Source organism: Bradyrhizobium sp. T-1 (assembly GCF_053592855.1).
Map to the genome: position 1 here is coordinate 3,857,980 of NZ_CM132115.1, position 17,120 is coordinate 3,875,099.

16 protein-coding genes are annotated in these 17,120 nt (G+C 63.9%); 13 read left to right on the forward strand and 3 right to left on the reverse strand.

Annotated features, from left to right (window positions below):
* Positions 1-151 precede the first annotated feature (151 nt).
* A complete protein-coding gene (locus ACWAT4_RS18565; RefSeq protein ID WP_449731077.1) occupies positions 152-2,377 on the forward strand; it encodes an O-linked N-acetylglucosamine transferase family protein in 2,226 nt (741 codons plus the stop codon).
* Between the two features lie 95 nt (positions 2,378-2,472).
* Here ACWAT4_RS18565 and ACWAT4_RS18570 read toward each other — a convergent pair whose 3' ends face one another.
* Positions 2,473-2,676: a hypothetical protein gene (locus tag ACWAT4_RS18570; protein ID WP_212300939.1), complete on the reverse strand. Its 204-nt coding sequence runs from the start codon at positions 2,674-2,676 to the stop codon at positions 2,473-2,475.
* A gap of 222 nt (positions 2,677-2,898) precedes the next feature.
* Here ACWAT4_RS18570 and ACWAT4_RS18575 point away from each other — a divergent pair, with 222 nt between their 5' ends.
* Positions 2,899-3,807: an alpha/beta fold hydrolase gene (locus ACWAT4_RS18575; protein WP_249154174.1), complete on the forward strand. Its 909-nt coding sequence runs from the start codon at positions 2,899-2,901 to the stop codon at positions 3,805-3,807.
* Between the two features lie 6 nt (positions 3,808-3,813).
* Here ACWAT4_RS18575 and ACWAT4_RS18580 read toward each other — a convergent pair whose 3' ends face one another.
* Both ACWAT4_RS18580 and ACWAT4_RS18585 read right to left on the reverse strand, forming a co-directional pair.
* The gene (locus tag ACWAT4_RS18580; protein WP_212424525.1) at positions 3,814-5,106 is read right to left on the reverse strand and encodes a spinster family MFS transporter; all 1,293 of its coding nucleotides are present in this window, start codon (positions 5,104-5,106) and stop codon (positions 3,814-3,816) included.
* 159 nt (positions 5,107-5,265) lie between these two features.
* A complete protein-coding gene (locus ACWAT4_RS18585) occupies positions 5,266-6,456 on the reverse strand; it encodes an aromatic ring-hydroxylating dioxygenase subunit alpha (RefSeq protein WP_212424526.1) in 1,191 nt (396 codons plus the stop codon).
* Positions 6,457-6,632: 176 nt separating this feature from the next.
* Between ACWAT4_RS18585 and ACWAT4_RS18590 the strand changes: the two genes are divergently transcribed.
* The 11 genes from ACWAT4_RS18590 (at position 6,633) to nuoF (ending at position 17,116) form a co-directional block, all read left to right on the forward strand.
* Positions 6,633-7,148 (forward strand): MarR family winged helix-turn-helix transcriptional regulator, encoded by a 516-nt coding sequence (locus ACWAT4_RS18590; protein ID WP_212424527.1) that lies wholly within the window; start codon positions 6,633-6,635, stop codon positions 7,146-7,148.
* 184 nt (positions 7,149-7,332) lie between these two features.
* Positions 7,333-9,582, forward strand: coding sequence for a TonB-dependent siderophore receptor (locus ACWAT4_RS18595; RefSeq protein WP_449731229.1), 2,250 nt, complete (start codon positions 7,333-7,335; stop codon positions 9,580-9,582).
* Between the two features lie 22 nt (positions 9,583-9,604).
* Positions 9,605-10,741, forward strand: coding sequence for a PepSY-associated TM helix domain-containing protein (locus ACWAT4_RS18600; RefSeq protein WP_449731078.1), 1,137 nt, complete (start codon positions 9,605-9,607; stop codon positions 10,739-10,741).
* A gap of 478 nt (positions 10,742-11,219) precedes the next feature.
* Positions 11,220-11,585: an NADH-quinone oxidoreductase subunit A gene (locus ACWAT4_RS18605; protein ID WP_092290902.1), complete on the forward strand. Its 366-nt coding sequence runs from the start codon at positions 11,220-11,222 to the stop codon at positions 11,583-11,585.
* On the forward strand, positions 11,576-12,163 hold the full coding sequence (locus ACWAT4_RS18610) for a NuoB/complex I 20 kDa subunit family protein (protein ID WP_194475600.1): 588 nt from the start codon (positions 11,576-11,578) through the stop codon (positions 12,161-12,163). Before ACWAT4_RS18605 ends, ACWAT4_RS18610 begins: the two co-directional genes overlap by 10 nt.
* A gap of 11 nt (positions 12,164-12,174) precedes the next feature.
* A complete protein-coding gene (locus ACWAT4_RS18615) occupies positions 12,175-12,789 on the forward strand; it encodes an NADH-quinone oxidoreductase subunit C (protein ID WP_449731079.1) in 615 nt (204 codons plus the stop codon).
* A gap of 2 nt (positions 12,790-12,791) precedes the next feature.
* Positions 12,792-13,988, forward strand: a complete 1,197-nt coding sequence (locus tag ACWAT4_RS18620) for an NADH-quinone oxidoreductase subunit D (RefSeq protein WP_449731080.1) — start codon at positions 12,792-12,794, stop codon at positions 13,986-13,988.
* The gene (locus tag ACWAT4_RS18625) at positions 13,988-14,950 is read left to right on the forward strand and encodes an FkbM family methyltransferase (RefSeq protein WP_212424531.1); all 963 of its coding nucleotides are present in this window, start codon (positions 13,988-13,990) and stop codon (positions 14,948-14,950) included. Before ACWAT4_RS18620 ends, ACWAT4_RS18625 begins: the two co-directional genes overlap by 1 nt.
* 10 nt (positions 14,951-14,960) lie before the next feature.
* On the forward strand, positions 14,961-15,572 hold the full coding sequence (nuoE, locus tag ACWAT4_RS18630) for an NADH-quinone oxidoreductase subunit NuoE (protein ID WP_212300930.1): 612 nt from the start codon (positions 14,961-14,963) through the stop codon (positions 15,570-15,572).
* On the forward strand, positions 15,572-15,775 hold the full coding sequence (locus tag ACWAT4_RS18635) for a hypothetical protein (protein ID WP_212300929.1): 204 nt from the start codon (positions 15,572-15,574) through the stop codon (positions 15,773-15,775). The genes nuoE and ACWAT4_RS18635 overlap by 1 nt, the downstream gene beginning before the upstream one ends.
* 15 nt (positions 15,776-15,790) lie before the next feature.
* Positions 15,791-17,116 carry an NADH-quinone oxidoreductase subunit NuoF gene (gene nuoF, locus ACWAT4_RS18640; RefSeq protein ID WP_128951516.1) on the forward strand — a complete coding sequence of 442 codons (1,326 nt, stop codon included), beginning with the start codon at positions 15,791-15,793 and terminating at the stop codon, positions 17,114-17,116.
* Positions 17,117-17,120 lie beyond the last annotated feature (4 nt).

Genomic DNA, 17,120 nt, shown 5'->3' on the forward strand with positions numbered 1-17,120 from the left:
ATGGTGAAGTCAAGGACGTTGCGCGCACGTGGCGCAAACGCCTGTTGGCGCAGGGCGGGACCGTATCGCTACGGCCCGGACGCCTGCCGCGGGGCGCCGAATCAATCAATGGTGTTACAAGCTCCACAGGCAATTTCCGGGGACAATTGGCTTGACCGTCGGCTCGCGCGCCTTCCAGAACGCAAGGCTCCAGAAGAAATTCAAGAAGGACGCAGATGCCGCGCTGGCGGTGGCCCATCAGGCCTTTGCCAATGGACGGCTCGCCGACGTCGAGACGCTGTGCCGGCGGATCCTCGAGGTGCTTCCCGACCATTTCGATACGCTGCATCTGCTCGGGGTCTGCCTCAGCAACGATCGGAAGCGGCTGGAGGAGGCCGAGCAGGTCCTGCGCGCCGCGATCGCGGTCAGCCCGCGTGCGGCCAACGTCTATTGCGACCTCGGCACGGTGCTGTTCGATCTCAAGCGCTATGAGGACGCGCGGGCCTGTCAGGAGAAGGGAATCGCGCTCAATCCGAACTTCCCGATGGCCCTCACCAATCTCGGCAATACGCTGATGCATCTGGCGCTGCCGCTGGAGGCGCTCGAACTGCATGAGCGTGCCATCCGCTTGAAGCCCGACTATGCCGACGCTTATTGCAATCGCGGCATGGTCGAGCTGCGGATCGGGAATTTCGAGCAGGCGGCGCAAAGCTTCGAGCGCGCGCTCGCGTTCCAGCCGAAGCACCAGGAGGCGATGGCCGGCCGCGGCATCGCGTTGTTGGAACTGAGGAGCTACAGCGCTGCCGAAATGGCCTTGAACGCGGCCCTTGCGCTCAAGCCGGCCAATGCGAAGGTCCTCGCACATCGCGGGCGGCTTCATCTCCAGCTACGGCACCTCGATCAGGCCAATGCGGATGTTGACGCGGCGCTTGCGCTGATGCCGACGCTCGAACTGGCTTTGCGAACCAAGGCCGCCGTCAGCCTGATGCTGCACAACGCAACCCAGGCGATGGCGGCCAGCAAGAAGCTGCTCGAGCTCAATCCAAAGTCCATGATCGCCATCAACCTGATGGGGGCGTGTTTTGCGAGCCATGGCGACATCGAGACGGCCATCGAGCATTACGACCGGGCACTCGAGATCTATCCGGCTTACAGTGATGCGATCACCAACAAGATATTTGCCCTGGATTTCCTGCCGGGCGCGGACTTCGCAATGCTGCAGGATGCGCGCAAATCCTGGTGGGATGCGATCGGCTCGGTGCATGCGCGGCGAAGCCTCGCGCCACGGCAACGCGATCCGGAGAGGCGGCTGGTGGTGGGTTATGTCTCCGGCGACTTTCGGCGGCATTCGGCAGCCTTCATCTTCATGCCGGTGCTGCGCCACCGCGATCGCGCCGATTTCGAGATCGTCTGTTATTCCAACTCGCCGCTTCAGGATGAGATGACCGACGAGTTTCGCTCGTTCGCGGATCGCTGGGTGGACGCGGTGTCGTTGACGGACGACGAGTTGGCCGATCGCATCGAGGCCGATCGGGTCGATATTCTCGTCGACCTCTCCGGGCATTCGTCCGGCAATCGCCTGGGGGCTTTTGCACGCAAGCCCGCGCCGATCCAGGTGTCCGCCTGGGGCGCGCCGACCGGCACGGGTCTGAAGACCATGGACTATGTCTTTGCGGACCCGGTCGCGATTCCCGAGGCGGCGCGGCCCGAGTTCGCCGAAAAGATCCACGATTTGCCATGCATGCTGACGATGTCGGAGCCCGCGCCGGGCTTGTACCGGCCGGATTTGCCGATGCTGCGCAACGGCTATGTCACCTTCGGCAGCTTCAACCGGATCGACAAGATCTCCAAGGAGGTGCTGCCGGCGTGGTCGAGGCTGCTGCGTGAGCTGCCGGGATCGAAGCTCGTCATCAAGCACCGTGCGCTCGATGACACGGGCCTCCGCGACAGCCTGATCGCCCGCTTTGGCGAACATGGGGTCAGCCCGGAGAGCGTGGTCTGCCTGGGGGCGAGTGGGCGCGACGAGCACCTCGCCGAATATGCCCGGATCGACATCTCGCTCGATCCGTTCCCGCAGAACGGCGGCGCCGGCACCTGGGAATCCCTTCACATGGGCGTGCCCGTGATCGCCAAGCTCGGCCAGACGACTTCGGGGCGGGCTGCGGGCGGCATCCTCCGGGCGATCGGCCTCGACGACTGGGTGGCGGAGGATGACGAAACCTACATCGCCATCGCCAAGCGGTTTGCCGGGGACCCGGCTGCGCTGGCCACGCTGCGGCAGGAGCTGCCGGCCCGGATCGCGGCCTCCGCGGCGGGCAATGGTGCGACCTACACCCGCTACGTGGAGGCGGCCTACCGCCAGTTCTGGCGGGAGTATTGCGCGGCTCAAGCCCATTGATTCAATAGCTTGGCCTGAACTCTTGAGGCTCTACCAAATGCAAAAGGCCGCCCCAGGGCGGCCATTTCGTCTCAAACCGGATCGCATTTCCGCAATTAGCGGATCTCAGAGGTTCCCGAGCTTGTGATCACCACCGGCTTGCCGGCCTTGATCACGTGGGTGGACTGCGCGGTCTGGCTGTAATCAGCGTTGGTGCGGGCTGCGATCCCGAAGGCGGCGACTGCGATGCCGGCCACCAGCGCCACCACCACGATCTTCAGGTGGGTACCCCGATCTGCAGAGTGAATTGAGTGGTTCATCGAAAGCCTCCCGACGGGCTTTGGCGCCGTCTGTAGGCTCGTGTCTTAAGGAGCATCTGTTTCCGGATCGTTTCGCGGGTTCCGCAAAATGGTTTCATCGGCCCATTTGACCGGTTTCGCGGCGAAAGTCGGGCACGGTCTTACCTGGCGCGTAATCGCGGGCGACCGATCCCGTCGTCATGATCGCTTCCATCGGCCGCGCACGATCCGGGGAGAAGCACCATGAACCGTCGAAAAATCCTCGAAGCCACGTTGCTGGGAACCGCCATGGCGGCGTCGTCGGGCGTGAGCGCGCCGGCGGCAGCGGCCGAGCCGGCTGCGCGAGCGCCCGATGTGACGGCCAGGGATGGCACAAAGCTGTTCGTGCAGGACTGGGGAAGCGGAAAGCCGGTGCTGCTGCTGTCGGCGTGGACCTTCGACGCCAGCACCTGGGGGAGCCAGATTGCGGCGCTTACCGCAAAAGGCTTCCGCTGTGTTGCGCCCGACAGGCGGGGGCACGGCCGGTCCGAAATGCCGTCGTCGGGCTATGATCTGGACACGCTGACCGATGACGTCGCCGCCGTGATCGAGGCGCGCGACCTGCGCGATGTGACGCTGGTCGGCTTCTCGATGGGGACGGTCGAGGCGGTGAACTATCTCGGCCGATACGGATCGGACCGGATCGCCAGGCTGGTGCTGGTCGCGCCGACGACACCGTTCCTGGTCAAGACCGAGGACAATCCGGATGCGGTGCCGAAGGCCATGATCGAGGCCGACAACGCAGCCGTCGCGCGCGACTTTGCGAAATGGATTGCGGCGAACGAGGCGCCGTTCTTTGCATCGGACACGCCCGAGATCACGCGGACCTGGATCCGCGAGATGATGCTGAGCGTGGCGCTGCCGGTGGCGCTGGCCTGCCGCAAGACCATCTCGTTCGCCGATCTGCGCGCCGCCGCCGCCAGGATTGATCGCCCGACGCTGATCCTTCACGGCGACAAGGATGCCAGCGCGCCGCTGCCATTGACGGGCGCCAAGACCGCAAAGCTGATCAAGGGCAGCAAGCTGATCGTCTACGAAGGCGCGCCGCATCCGCTGCCGCTGACCCACAGCGAACGGCTGATTGCGGACATGCTCGCCTTCATGAGCGCTTGAGCGGGCTCAGTTCGCCCGCTTGATGTCGGTGCGGATGGTCCTCGCCGCCCAGACGAACAGCAGGGCGCCGAGCGTGGTCGTGATCGCGGCCGAGAGCAGCGAATAGCGCACGGCGTCCGCGCCATAGCTGCCCTTCAGCGCGTCGTTGACCACGCCGACGGCGAGGGGGCCGACGCCCTGGCCGAAGCAGGTCGCGGTGAGCGCGATCAGGGCGGAGGCGAGTGCGCGCATGCTGGGCTTCGCCACCGTCTGCGCGATCGCGAAGATCGGCCCGAGGTGGAAGCCGACCAGGAACGAGGTCATAGCCAGCATCGCGACCATCATGGCAAAATCCTGCGTCAGCATGCACAGCGCGAAGACGGGGCCGGCCAGCCCCGATGTGATCGCCGGCGCCCAGAGCTTCCAGCGGTCATCGCGGCGGCTGATTTGCGCCACCACGAAACCGCCGAGCAGGGTGCCGGCCATGCCGGCGAGGCCCTTGAAGGTGCCGGCATAGGTGCCGATCTCGGCGCTCGACAGATGGTGCACGCGCGCGAGGAAGGGCGGGATCCAGGCTGCGGTGGCATAGTTGGTATAAGTGGTCAGGCAGAAGCCGATCAGCACGATGACAAAACTTTGCTGCGAGGCCAGGAAGCGCAGCGTCGGCCCGAGCGGCTCGGGTACGAAGTTTTCCTGCATCGCGCCGCGCTTCGGCTCGGAGATCGTCAGCCACAGGATCAGCGCGAGCAGGATGCCCGGCAGGCCCGCGACATAGAAGGCCATGCGCCAGCCATAGTGCTGGTTGACATAGCCGCCAACGAAATAGCCGAGAAAGACGCCGAGATAGGTGCCGATGGCATAGATGCCGAGCGCGCGCGGACGCTCGTTCTTGGCAAAGAGATCGGCGACGATCGACTGCGAGGCCGGAGAGCCCGCGGATTCGCCGATGCCGACGCCGATCCTGGCAAACGCCAGTGCGGTGACGCTCGCGGCCATGCCGCACAGTGCGGTCATCGCGCTCCAGAACGCGAACGCCAGGGCTACGATGTTGCGGCGGTTGAGCCTGTCGGCGACGCGCGCGATGGGAATGCCGAGCAGGGAGTAGAACAGCGCGAAGCCGAACCCCGCGAGCAGGCCCATCATGGTGTCGCTGAGCTGGAACTCCTTCTTGATCGGCTCGATCAGGACGTTGAAGATCGTGCGGTCGAGGAAGTTCAGCGCGTAGATGATGGTGAGCAGGCCCAGCACGTAATAGCGCCGCGCCGCGGGCTTTGCGGCAGCGGCCGCTTGCGCCGACATTTGTGACGTCACATCGACCATCGCTTCCCCCAAATTGTCTTTGTTATCGTTGTCGGTCCAGCCCGGAGCGAAGCCGGCAGCCCTAAAGCGTTTTCGAGCGAAGTGGATACCGGTTCGCGTAAGGAAAACGCGTTAAGACAAGGAGCTGGAGTCGCGTTCCGATTCTATCGGAATGGGGCTCTAGCCTTCGCGGATGTAATTCCCCGCTTCGAATGCGACCGGGGGCGCGCTTGTGTCGAACGAGACGCCGATCGGGTCGCGGCCGGCGGCGAGTGCCTCGAGCTGGTCGCTCAGCATGCGCCGGATCAACAGGATGCCGCGATCGCTCTGGCCGAAATGCTCCTCGGAGTGAACCGTCACCCCGCCCTGGCCGACCTGGGCCTCATAGTCGCCCGGAAATTTCTGGTGCTCCTCCTCGGTCATGTCCCACCAGAATTTGCCGTTGAACTTCGAGCGCATGCGGCTGATCTCGCCAGGCGTCTTGACGCGGCCGGCGACGTAGATGCGGAACGAGGTGTCGTCGATCGGAAGAACCCAGCCGAGCGACTCGACGCGCGCGAACTGGGCGACGCGCGGGTTCGGCACCACGCGCAGCGTCGGCAGCGCCGCCTCGCTGACGCGATAGAACACCTTGCCGTCGTCCTGCTTGCGCTCCGAACGCACGAGGACGCCGCGCGGCGACTTCTCGAACTTCACCTCCGGAATCGAGGCCATCATGTTGGTGAATTGCGGACCCGAGAACGAGCCGTGCAGCACCGGCACGTGGTAGGGATCGACCACGTTCTCGAAATGCTGGAGCCAGTTGCAGGGGATTATGGCGGGACCGCCGCCGCCGATCGAGGAATCGTCGGCTTCGACCAGCTCGCCGTCGTCCATATTTTCCAGGCATTCGTAGGCGGGCAGCACCGGGCGTTTCTCGGCCGGGCCCATATAGGCGAAGATCAGGCCGTAGCGTTCTTCGACGGGGTACCAGGGCTGGCGCACTTTGTCCTTGAACTGGCCGCCGTCGGGCTCGCAGGGCTGCTCCAGGCAATGGCCTTCAGCGTCGAATTTCCAGCCGTGATAGCAGCAGCGGATGCCGTCTTCCTCGACCTTGCCATAGTAGAGCGTGGTGCCGCGGTGACAGCAGCGGGCGTGCAACAGGCCGGCCCGGCCATGCTTGTCGCGGAACAGCACCAGATCCTCGCCCAGGGCGCGAACCTTCTTCGGTGTGTCGGTGGCGTCGCTGGTGAGCCCGACCGGATGCCAGTAGCGGCGGAGCAACTCGCCCATTGGCGTGCCGCGCGTCACCGAGGTCAGCTCGCTGCGGGTGTGCGCCGGCTTCATCGCATAGGCCGTGCCGAGATCGCGATCCCGCTGGGTGATGGTCATGCTGATCCTCCCGCTGTCGGCCGTGACGGCCGGGCTTTTGTTGTCTTGCCCTCAGTGAAAAATAATTCGATGACAATGTCAACGATCTTCTAAATGCCTCTTAGTCGCATTTGACCGGGACGGCGCAGCCGGGGCGCGGACTTGGCAGGCCCCGGCTTTCTTGGCAGAGGTGGATCATGAGCCAGACCGAGAGCAGGGGCGGGTCGACGTCGCCCGAAGCGGACGAGAGTGATCCGCCGGCGCCGATCACCGTGATGCTGTCGTCACGGCTGATGGTGCTGGCCAATTTGCTCAAGCGCGGTGCCATTCTGCGCTACAAGCGTCTCACCGGATTGTCCTCGGTCGAGTTCGGTCTCGTCGCATCGCTCGGCCGCCGGCCGCCGATGAGCGTGGCGCGGCTAGCCGAGGCGGTCGGTCAGGACAAGGGACAGATCAGCCGCGCGCTGGCCAATCTGTTGTCGCGCAAGCTGATCGCGAAATCGGCAAATCCGAAAGACAGCCGCGAGGTTCTGATCTCGCTGACCGCCGCGGGGCTGGCGGCGCATGATGCGATTGTCGAAGGCGCGCAGGAGCGCAATCAGCGCCTGCTTGCACATCTGAGCGAAGCCGAGTTCGAAATGTTGTTCCAGCATGTCGATCGCCTCACGGCGATCGCCGCCGAGATGCTCGAGATCGAGAAGAACACGCGCTGATCGCCCGGACATCTCCGAGCGCGCTGGAGCGCTTCTAAGAGTCTCTCTAAGAGTCCTTCTAAGAGCCTTTCAATTAGGGATATCGCGCGCGCTCCCCTAAGCGTCACCCCATCGCATGCCGTCCGGGGACAGGCGGCATGATGCATCGGATGCACATTGGGGTGGCGTGTTGAACAGTCTTGGAATGCTGCGGTCGGCCGTGTTGGCGACCGCGTCCGCTTGGGTCTTGATGCCGCAGGCATCGCTTGCACAATCGCCATCGCAAGGTGGCGCGCAGAGCCTGCCGCCGGTGAACGTGGCGGCACCTGAACCGCGCCGCCGCGCAGCCGCACCTGTGCGGCGCCGCGCGGAGAGCCAGCTACAGGCAGCGAACAGCCGCAAACCGCAGCCGCAACGCAATGTCGGCGTCGTCGAGAATCCGCGTGGTCCGGTGCGTGGCTATGTCGCTGGTCGCAGCTCGTCGGGCACCAAGATCAACACGCCGATCATGGAGACGCCGCAGGCGGTGTCGGTGATCGGCGCCGAGCAGATTCGCGATCAGAAGCCAGCCAAGTTTGACGAGATATTGCGTTATTCGGCTGGCGTCCGCGCTGGAACGTTTGGTGCAGATACGCGTAACGACTGGTTCCTGATCCGTGGCTTCAAATCGGACGATGTCGGCCTCTTCCTCGACGGCATGCAGCTGTTCTACACGTCCTACGCGAGCTGGAAGCTCCAGCCGTTCAATCTGGAGCGTGTGGACATCCTGCGCGGCCCGTCCGCGGTGTTGTACGGTGGGTCGAGCCAGGGCGGCATCGTCAATGCGATTTCAAAGATGCCGCCGTCCGAGCCGATCCGCTATGTCGAGACCGGCGTCAACAATTTCGGCAACGCCTACGTGGCGTTCGATTTCGGCGGGCCGGTGGCGACCTCGACCGAGCAGGGCAAGTTGCTCTACCGCATCGTCGGCCAGGTCCAGAACGGCGGCACCCAGGTCGACTTCACGCCCGACAACAACTACTTCATCGCGCCGTCCGTCACCTGGAAACCCGACGTGGACACGTCGTTCACGGTTCTCGCGTCGGCTTCCAAGCAGGATACACGCGGCATCGCCTTCTTGCCTTATGTCGGCACGGTGGTCGACGCGCCCTGGGGCAGGATACCGACCAGCCGTTTCATCGGCGATCCCAGCGTCGACAGCTTCAAGCGCCAGCAGGAGATGGTCGGCTATCAGTTCGAGCGCAATCTGTCCGACGACGTCACGTTCCGCCAGAACGCCCGCTTTGCGCATGTCGACGTGACCTATTCGACGCTGTTTGGGCTTGGCTATGCGACGACGGCGGCTGCCGCCACTCTCGCGCGCGGCAATTTCTTCACCAGCGGCGTCGCCAATCAGGCCAATCTCGATAATCAGCTCGAATATCGCTTTGCAACCGGTCCACTCCAGCACACCGCGTTGTTCGGCATCGACCTCAAGCACTACACGATCGACGACTACCAGGGATTTGGTGCCGCGACGTCGCTCAACCTGCTCAATCCCGTGTATGCGCCGACGGCGACCTTCAGCGGCGCGCCGTATCAGAATGCGACGCTGACGCAGAAACAGGCCGGGGTCTATGTGCAGGACCAGATCAAGCTCGATCGATTCACGCTCGTGTTGTCCGGCCGCAACGATTGGGTCAATACCTACAACGACAACCACATCGGCTCGAGCCTGGGTCGTGACGACAGCGCATTCTCCGGCCGTGCTGGCCTGATCTACAATTTCGACGTCGGCCTGGCGCCCTACGTTTCCTACGCGACGAGCTTCAATCCGATCATCGGAACCAATTTCACGCTGACCCCGCCCCAACTTTATCTGCCGGAAACCGCCAAGCAGGCGGAAGTGGGCGTGAAATATCAGCCGCTCGGCTTCGATGGTCACTTCGGAATCGCGCTGTTCGATCTGAAGCGGGAAAATATGCTCACGACCAATCCAAGCAATGCGCTGCTGTCGGTGCAGACCGGCGAAGTGACTTCGCGCGGCATCGAGCTCGAGGCCGTGGCGAACGTCATGCCTGGTCTGAAGGTGATCGCGTCACATACCGTCTATGACATCTTCGTCAGCAAGGACCTGAATTCGGCACTGATTGGCAAGGTGCCGACCAATACGCCAAGCCAGCTCACATCGGGCTGGGCCGACTATACCATTCAGTCCGGCCCGTTGACCGGCCTCGGCTTTGGCGGTGGCATTCGCTATGTCGGCAAATCCTACGCCGATAATGTGAACACGTTGGTCGTGCCGTCTTATGTGTTGGGCGACGCGGCCATTCACTACGAGCGGCAGGGATGGCGATACGCGCTCAACGTCGCCAACATCACGGATAAGATCTACGTGGGAAGCTGTTCCTCTCCAACGGCCTGCTTCTACGGAGATCGCCGCCGGGTCACGGCCAGCGCGTCCTACAAGTGGTGATGGCGGGCAAGGGGAGGGGGCTGTGAGGGCGCGCACGGTCAGGCTCTGGTCCGTGGTCCACACCTGGACAAGCCTGGTCTCGACCTTGTTCCTGCTGTTGCTCTGCCTGACCGGCTTGCCGTTGATCTTCCATCACGAGATCGATGAGCTCCTGGGCTACGCCCCCCAGCCCGAAGCTTATGCGAGCGCGGCCCGCGCGACGCCCCAAGTCGTCGCCGACGCCGCGCTCGCCGCGGATCCCGGCAGGGTCCTGCAATATGTTTCCTGGGACAAGGACGAGCCCGGGATCGTGACAGCTTTCACCAACAGCGCCCCTGACGGTGCGGCCGACAACGCGACCGTCCGGGCCTTCGACGCCGTTTCCGCCAAGCTGCTCGGGCCGGTCGGCGTCGGGCCGATGCTGATCGTGCTCAAGCTGCACACCGACATGTTCGCGGGCCAGGCCGGAAAGCTGTTCCTCGGCGCGATGGGGTTGTTGTTTGCGACTGCCATCGTCTCCGGCGTGGTGCTGTACTGGCCGTTCACCCGCCGCCTGCGCTTTGCCACCATTCGTGACACCGCCTCGCGCCGCGTCCGCTGGCTCGACTGGCACAATCTGATCGGTGTGGTGACGGTGGCCTGGGCGCTGGTGGTGGGCTTGACCGGCGTCGTCAATACCTGGGCCGAGCTGATGCTGAACCAGTGGAAGGCGACCGAGCTCACCAGCATGGTCGCGCCCTATGCCGGCAAGCCGTCGCCTGTGCATCTCGCCTCGCTCGACGACGTGGTTGCTCGCGCCAGGCAGGCGGCTCCTGGCATGGACATCGCCTTCGTCGCGTTTCCGGGGACGCCGTTCACGTCCTCGCATCATTTTGCAGCTTTCATGCGCGGCGACACCGCGCTGACGGCGCGGCTGCTCAAACCGGTGCTGCTCGACGGCGCGACAGGGGAGGTTGCCGATACCAGGGCGCTGCCGCTCTATCTCCAGGCGCTCCTGATCTCGCAGCCGCTGCATTTCGGCGATTATGGCGGCATGCCGCTCAAGCTGATCTGGGCGGCGCTCGACGGGCTCACCATCGTCGTGATCGGCAGCGGCCTCTATCTCTGGCTGGCACGGCGGCGGAGGCGGGCGCCGGTCCGCACCGACGCATTCGCCAGACGAGCCCCGGTCCCGTCGTGATGCATGGCTCCTCCGACCGCGCGCGCCTGTGGATACGTGTCTTTGCTGCACCTATCCTGCTCGCGGCCGCGACCATGACCGGTCTGCTCGCCGCGTTGCTCTGGGGAACGGCCGGCCAGTATGTCGCCTGGGTGACAGTCGGGGCCCCGGTCGCGGTCGTAGCCCGGGTTTGGGTGCGGCGCCGCAGTCAAAAAATCGGGCCAAATTCGCCGACGATAAGCGGCAAATAGCGCCCGCGGCCTGGGCGCCGCAATCTCAGAGCTGCTGCCCCGCAAAACCGTGGCCACCCTTGTCGCGTCAGGCGATCTGCTTCATACCAGCCGCGGGGTGATTCCGGGATTTCCACCGGTCTGGAAGCAGCAAAGGGCCTGAAAAGAGCGTGTCTTGCGCCCATTGGTGCACTGCGCTAAGGCTCAGAATAATTCCAAATCGGACGAATCCGTGGCTGTCCCGAGGCTGCGGGAAAAAGGGCTCGTCAATGAGCGGCATTCTACAGAACTATCTTCCACTCGTCGTGTTCATAGGGGTAGCTGCGATCATCGGCCTGGTGCTGCTGATTGCGCCCTTCATCGTGGCGTTCCAGCAGCCCGATCCGGAAAAGCTGTCGGCGTATGAGTGCGGTTTCAACGCCTTCGACGACGCCCGCATGAAATTCGACGTCCGCTTCTACCTGGTCGCCATCCTCTTCATCATCTTCGACCTCGAGGTGGCGTTCCTGTTTCCCTGGGCGGTGGCGTTCGGCAAGCTCGGCGCGACCGGCTTCTGGTCCATGCTGGTGTTCCTTGCCGTGCTGACGGTGGGCTTCGCCTATGAATGGAAGAAAGGGGCACTCGAATGGGATTGAACCCTGCAACGTCCGCCGGTCCGGCCATCGCGCCGGCCCCCAAGGGCATCCTGGATCCGTCGACCGGCAAGCCGGTCGGGGCCAATGATCCGTTCTTCCTCGAAGTCAATCACGAGCTGTCCGACAAGGGCTTCTTCGTGGCTGCGACCGACGACCTCATTACCTGGGCCCGTACCGGTTCCTTGATGTGGATGACCTTCGGTCTCGCCTGCTGCGCGGTCGAGATGATGCAAGTGTCGATGCCGCGCTACGACGTCGAGCGCTTCGGCTTCGCGCCGCGCGCCTCGCCGCGCCAGTCCGACGTGATGATCGTCGCAGGCACGCTGACCAACAAGATGGCGCCCGCGCTGCGCAAGGTCTACGACCAGATGCCTGAGCCGCGCTATGTCATCTCCATGGGCTCCTGCGCCAATGGCGGCGGCTACTATCACTATTCCTACTCGGTCGTACGCGGTTGCGACCGCATCGTGCCGATCGACATCTACGTGCCGGGCTGCCCGCCCACGGCGGAAGCGCTGCTCTACGGCGTGCTGCTGCTGCAGAAGAAGATCCGCCGCACCGGCACCATCGAACGCTAAGGTTTTACGTCATGGACGACGCCAAGCTCGACGCCCTGGGGCAGACGATCGTGAGCGCGCTTCCGGGCGCTGCCATCGGTCATTCGGTGGCCTTCAACCAACTTACGGTTGATGTCGAAGCCAGCAAGATCGTCGAGGTGGTCAAGTACCTCCGCGATGATCCGAGCTGCCGTTTCGTCAACTTCACCGACATTACGGCGGCCGACTATCCGTCGCGCGAAAAGCGCTTCGACGTGATCTATCACTTTCTGTCACCGACCCTGAACACCCGCATCCGCCTCAAGGCCCAGGCCGATGAGACCACGCAGGTACCGTCGCTGATCGAGGTGTTCCCCGGCGCCGACTGGTTCGAGCGCGAGGCTTACGACCTCTACGGCGTGTTCTTCGTCGGCCACCCCGACATGCGCCGCATCCTCACCGATTACGGTTTCGAGGGGCATCCGCTGCGCAAGGACTTTCCGACCACCGGCTTCCTCGAGGTCCGCTACGACGACCAGGAGAAGCGCGTGGTGTACGAGCCTGTCCGGCTCAACCAGGAATTCCGCAAGTTCGACTTTTTGTCGCCGTGGGAAGGGGCCGACTATCCGGTCCTTCCGGGTGATGAAAAAGCGGGACCGAAGGCCTGATCATGAACGAGCAACCTGAACAGCTTCGCAACTTCACCATCAATTTTGGACCGCAGCATCCTGCTGCCCACGGTGTGTTGCGTCTTGTGCTTGAATTGGACGGCGAAGTCGTCGCCCGCGTCGATCCCCATATCGGCCTGCTTCACCGCGGCACCGAAAAGCTGATCGAGCAGAAGACCTATCTGCAGGCGATCCCTTATTTCGACCGGCTCGACTATGTCGCGCCGATGAACCAGGAGCACGCCTTCTGCCTCGCCGCCGAGAAGCTGCTCGGCATCGAGGTGCCGCGCCGCGGCCAGTTGATCCGCGTGCTCTATTGCGAGATCGGCCGCATCCTGTCGCACCTGCTCAACGTCACCACGCAGGCGATGGACGTCGGCGCGCTGACCCCGCCGCTGTGGGGTTTCGAAGAGCGCGAGAAGCTGATGGTATTCTACGAGCGCGCCTCCGGCAGCCGCATGCATGCAGCCTTCTTCCGCGTCGGCGGCGTGCATCAGGACCTTCCGCAGAAGCTGGTCGACGACATCGAGGCCTGGTGTGATCCGTTCCTGAAAGTCGTGGACGACCTTGACCGGCTGCTCACCGCCAACCGCATCTTCAAGCAGCGCAACGTCGACATCGGCGTGGTGCCGCTGAAGGAAGCCTGGGAGTGGGGCTTCTCGGGCGTGATGGTGCGCGGTTCGGGCGCCGCCTGGGACCTGCGCAAGTCGCAGCCCTATGAATGCTACGCCGAGATGGATTTCGACATTCCGATCGGCAAGAACGGCGACTGCTACGACCGCTACCTGATCCGCATGGAAGAGATGCGCCAGTCCGTGCGCATCATGAAGCAGTGCATCCAGAAGCTGAATGCAGCCGACGGGAAGGGCCCCGTCGTCGTCGAGGACAACAAGGTTGCGCCGCCGCGCCGTGGCGAGATGAAGCGCTCGATGGAAGCGCTGATCCATCACTTCAAGCTCTACACCGAAGGCGTTCACGTGCCGGAAGGCGAGGTCTACGCCGCGGTCGAGGCGCCCAAGGGTGAGTTCGGCGTCTATCTGATCTCCGACGGCAGCAACAAGCCCTACAAGTGCAAGATCCGCGCGCCGGGCTTTGCCCATCTTCAGGCGATGGACCACATCTGCCGCGGCCATCTGCTCGCCGACGTCTCGGCCATTCTCGGCTCGCTCGACATCGTGTTCGGAGAGGTCGATCGGTGATGGCGCAGGCGCCAATCCAGTTTGACCGTGCCTCGGGGGCCCTGGAAGGGGCCAACCTGTGGGAGCGGACGGCTGCCTTGGCGCTGGTGACGGGATCGAAGATCTCGTCGCACTTCTCGCATATGGGCTACATCGCCTGCGCGAACTTGCTGCGGAAAACGCTGCCCGAGCGCAACATCGCGATCAAGCTCAACCCGGATGCCGTGTTCGAATTCCCGTACGGCGACGGCTATTGGAGCAAGCTGCTCAACCGCTCCTATTGCTACGAGGACGAGCTGGAGCTGCTGTTCGCCGATAGCATCGACGTCGACTACACGCTGCTCGATTGCGGCGCCAATTACGGCTACTGGTCGGTGCTGGTGTCGAGCAAGCCGTTCGGTTCGCACAAGGCGATCGCGATCGAGCCGTCGGGCCAGAACTATCCGAAGCTCGCCAACAATGCGCGCGTCAACGGTGGCCGCTTCGAGACCATGAAATGCGCGATCGGCGCTGCCCGCGGCACCGCGCGTCTGTCAGGCACCAAGCATGAGGCCTTCAGCATCGCCGGCGCTCCGTCGGATGGCGGCGAGGAAGTGCCGGTGCTGGCGCTCGACAATCTGATCGACGACGGCAAGGTCGCAGGCACCGGCAAGTACCTGATCAAGCTCGACGTCGAGGGCGTCGAGATCGAGGCGATCAAGGGCGGCGCCCGGCTGCTGCAGACCGACAGCGTCATCATGTGCGAGGAGCACGGCAGCGACCGCACGCACGCGGTGTCGCGCTACATCCTTGAACAGACCCCGTTGAAGCTGATCGTGCTCGATCCGCGCACCAACCGGCTGGAGACCGTGACCGAGCTGTCGATCCTCGACCGCATCAAGGTCTCGACCCATGTCGGCTACAACGTTTTCGGCACCGCAAGCGCATTCTGGCAGGACAGGATCAATGCCCTGAATGCCAAAACCGCGCGCCGTATGCAGTGAGAGATAACACATGTCCGTTCGCCGATTAGCCCCGAAGGAAGTCCAGCCCGCGAGCTTTGCGTTCACGGAGGAGAACCTCGCATTCGCGAAGCAGCAGATCGCGAAATATCCGGCCGGACGCCAGGCCTCGGCTGTCATCGCCATCCTCTGGCGCGCGCAGGAGCAGCACGAGGGTTGGGTATCGGAAGCCGCGATCCGCGTCATCGCCGACATGCTCGACATGCCCTATATCCGCGTGCTCGAGGTCGCGACCTTCTACACGATGTTCCAGCTCGCTCCCGTCGGCAAGAAGGCCCACGTCCAGGTCTGCGGCACCACGCCGTGCCGCCTGCGCGGCGCCGAAGATCTCATCCATGTCTGCGAGAGCCGGATCCATCACGATCCCTTCCATCTCTCCAAGGACGGCAATTTCAGCTGGGAAGAGGTGGAGTGCCTGGGCGCTTGCGTCAACGCGCCGATGGTGCTGATCGGCAAGGACACCTATGAGGACCTGACCAAGGAAACCTTCGGCAAGGTGCTCGACGGCTTTGCCTCGGGCAATCCGCCGAAGCCCGGTCCGCAGAACGGCCGCCAGTTCTCGGCGCCGGCGGGCGGGCCGACCACTCTGAAGGAGACCTCCTGATGAGGCTTCCGTCTCAGGCCAACCGGGGGAGCGAAGCCGTGAAGAAATGGGGCTTCGTCGCCATGCATACCGCGCTCGCGGCCACCTTCATGTTCCTGCTGCAGCGCTTCATGATGAACGCGACGCTGGAATCCAGTCTGCTCTGGGCGCTGACCTTCGCCGTCTGCGCCGCCGGGCTTGCCTACAAGCAGGCCAACCGTTGATCGGAAAGCACTGATATGCTCGAGGACAAGGACCGCATCTTCAAGAACCTCTACGGCCTCCACGATTGGGGGCTCGAGGGCGCGCGGCGCCGCGGCGCCTGGGATGGTACGAAGAACATCATCGACAAGGGCCGCGACTGGATCATCAACGAGATGAAGGCCTCGGGCCTGCGGGGCCGTGGCGGCGCCGGCTTCCCGACCGGTCTGAAATGGTCCTTCATGCCGAAGGAATCGACCGACGGCCGGCCGAGCTATCTCGTCGTCAACGCCGACGAGTCCGAGCCCGGCACCTGCAAGGATCGCGAGATCATGCGGCACGATCCGCACCTGCTGATCGAGGGCTGCCTGATCGCGAGCTGCGCGATGAACGCGCACACCTGCTACATCTATGTCCGCGGCGAGTTCATCCGCGAGCGCGAGCACCTGCAGGCCGCGATCGATCAGGCCTATGACGCCAAGCTGGTCGGCAAGGACAACGTCAACGGTTGGCCGTTCGACATCTACGTCGCCCACGGCGCCGGCGCCTACATCTGCGGCGAGGAAACCGCGCTGCTCGAAAGCCTCGAAGGCAAGAAGGGCCAGCCGCGTCTGAAGCCGCCGTTCCCGGCGAACGTCGGCCTGTTCGGCTGCCCGACCACCGTCAACAACGTCGAATCCATCGCGGTTGCGCCGGACATTCTGCGCCGCGGCGCCGCCTGGTTCGCCGGCATCGGCCGTCCGAACAATGTCGGCACCAAGCTGTTCTGCATCTCCGGCCATGTCGAGCGGCCCTGCAACGTCGAAGAGGCCATGGGCATTCCGTTCCGTGAGCTGATCGACAAGCATTGCGGCGGCATCCGCGGCGGCTGGGACAACCTCAAGGCCGTGATCCCCGGCGGCTCCTCGGTGCGCATGGTGCCGGCCGAGCAGATCATCGATACGCCGATGGATTTCGACAGCCTGAGCAAGCTGCGCTCGGGCCTCGGCACCGCGGCCGTGATCGTGATGGACAAGTCCACCGACCTGATCCGTTCGATCGCCCGCATCTCCTATTTCTACAAGCATGAGAGCTGCGGCCAGTGCACGCCGTGCCGCGAGGGCACGGGGTGGATGTGGCGCGTGCTGACCCGCATGGCCGAAGGCCGCGCCCACAAGCGCGAGATCGACATGCTGCTTGAAGTCACCAAGCAGGTCGAAGGCCACACCATCTGCGCGCTCGGCGACGCCGCTGCCTGGCCGATCCAGGGCCTGATCGCGCATTTCCGTCATGAGATCGAAGCGCGCATAGACGAATATTCGCATAAGGCCGACATTGACGATATCGGCGTCCGCGATCCCGTGAACATGGTCGCGGCGGAGTAAGAGA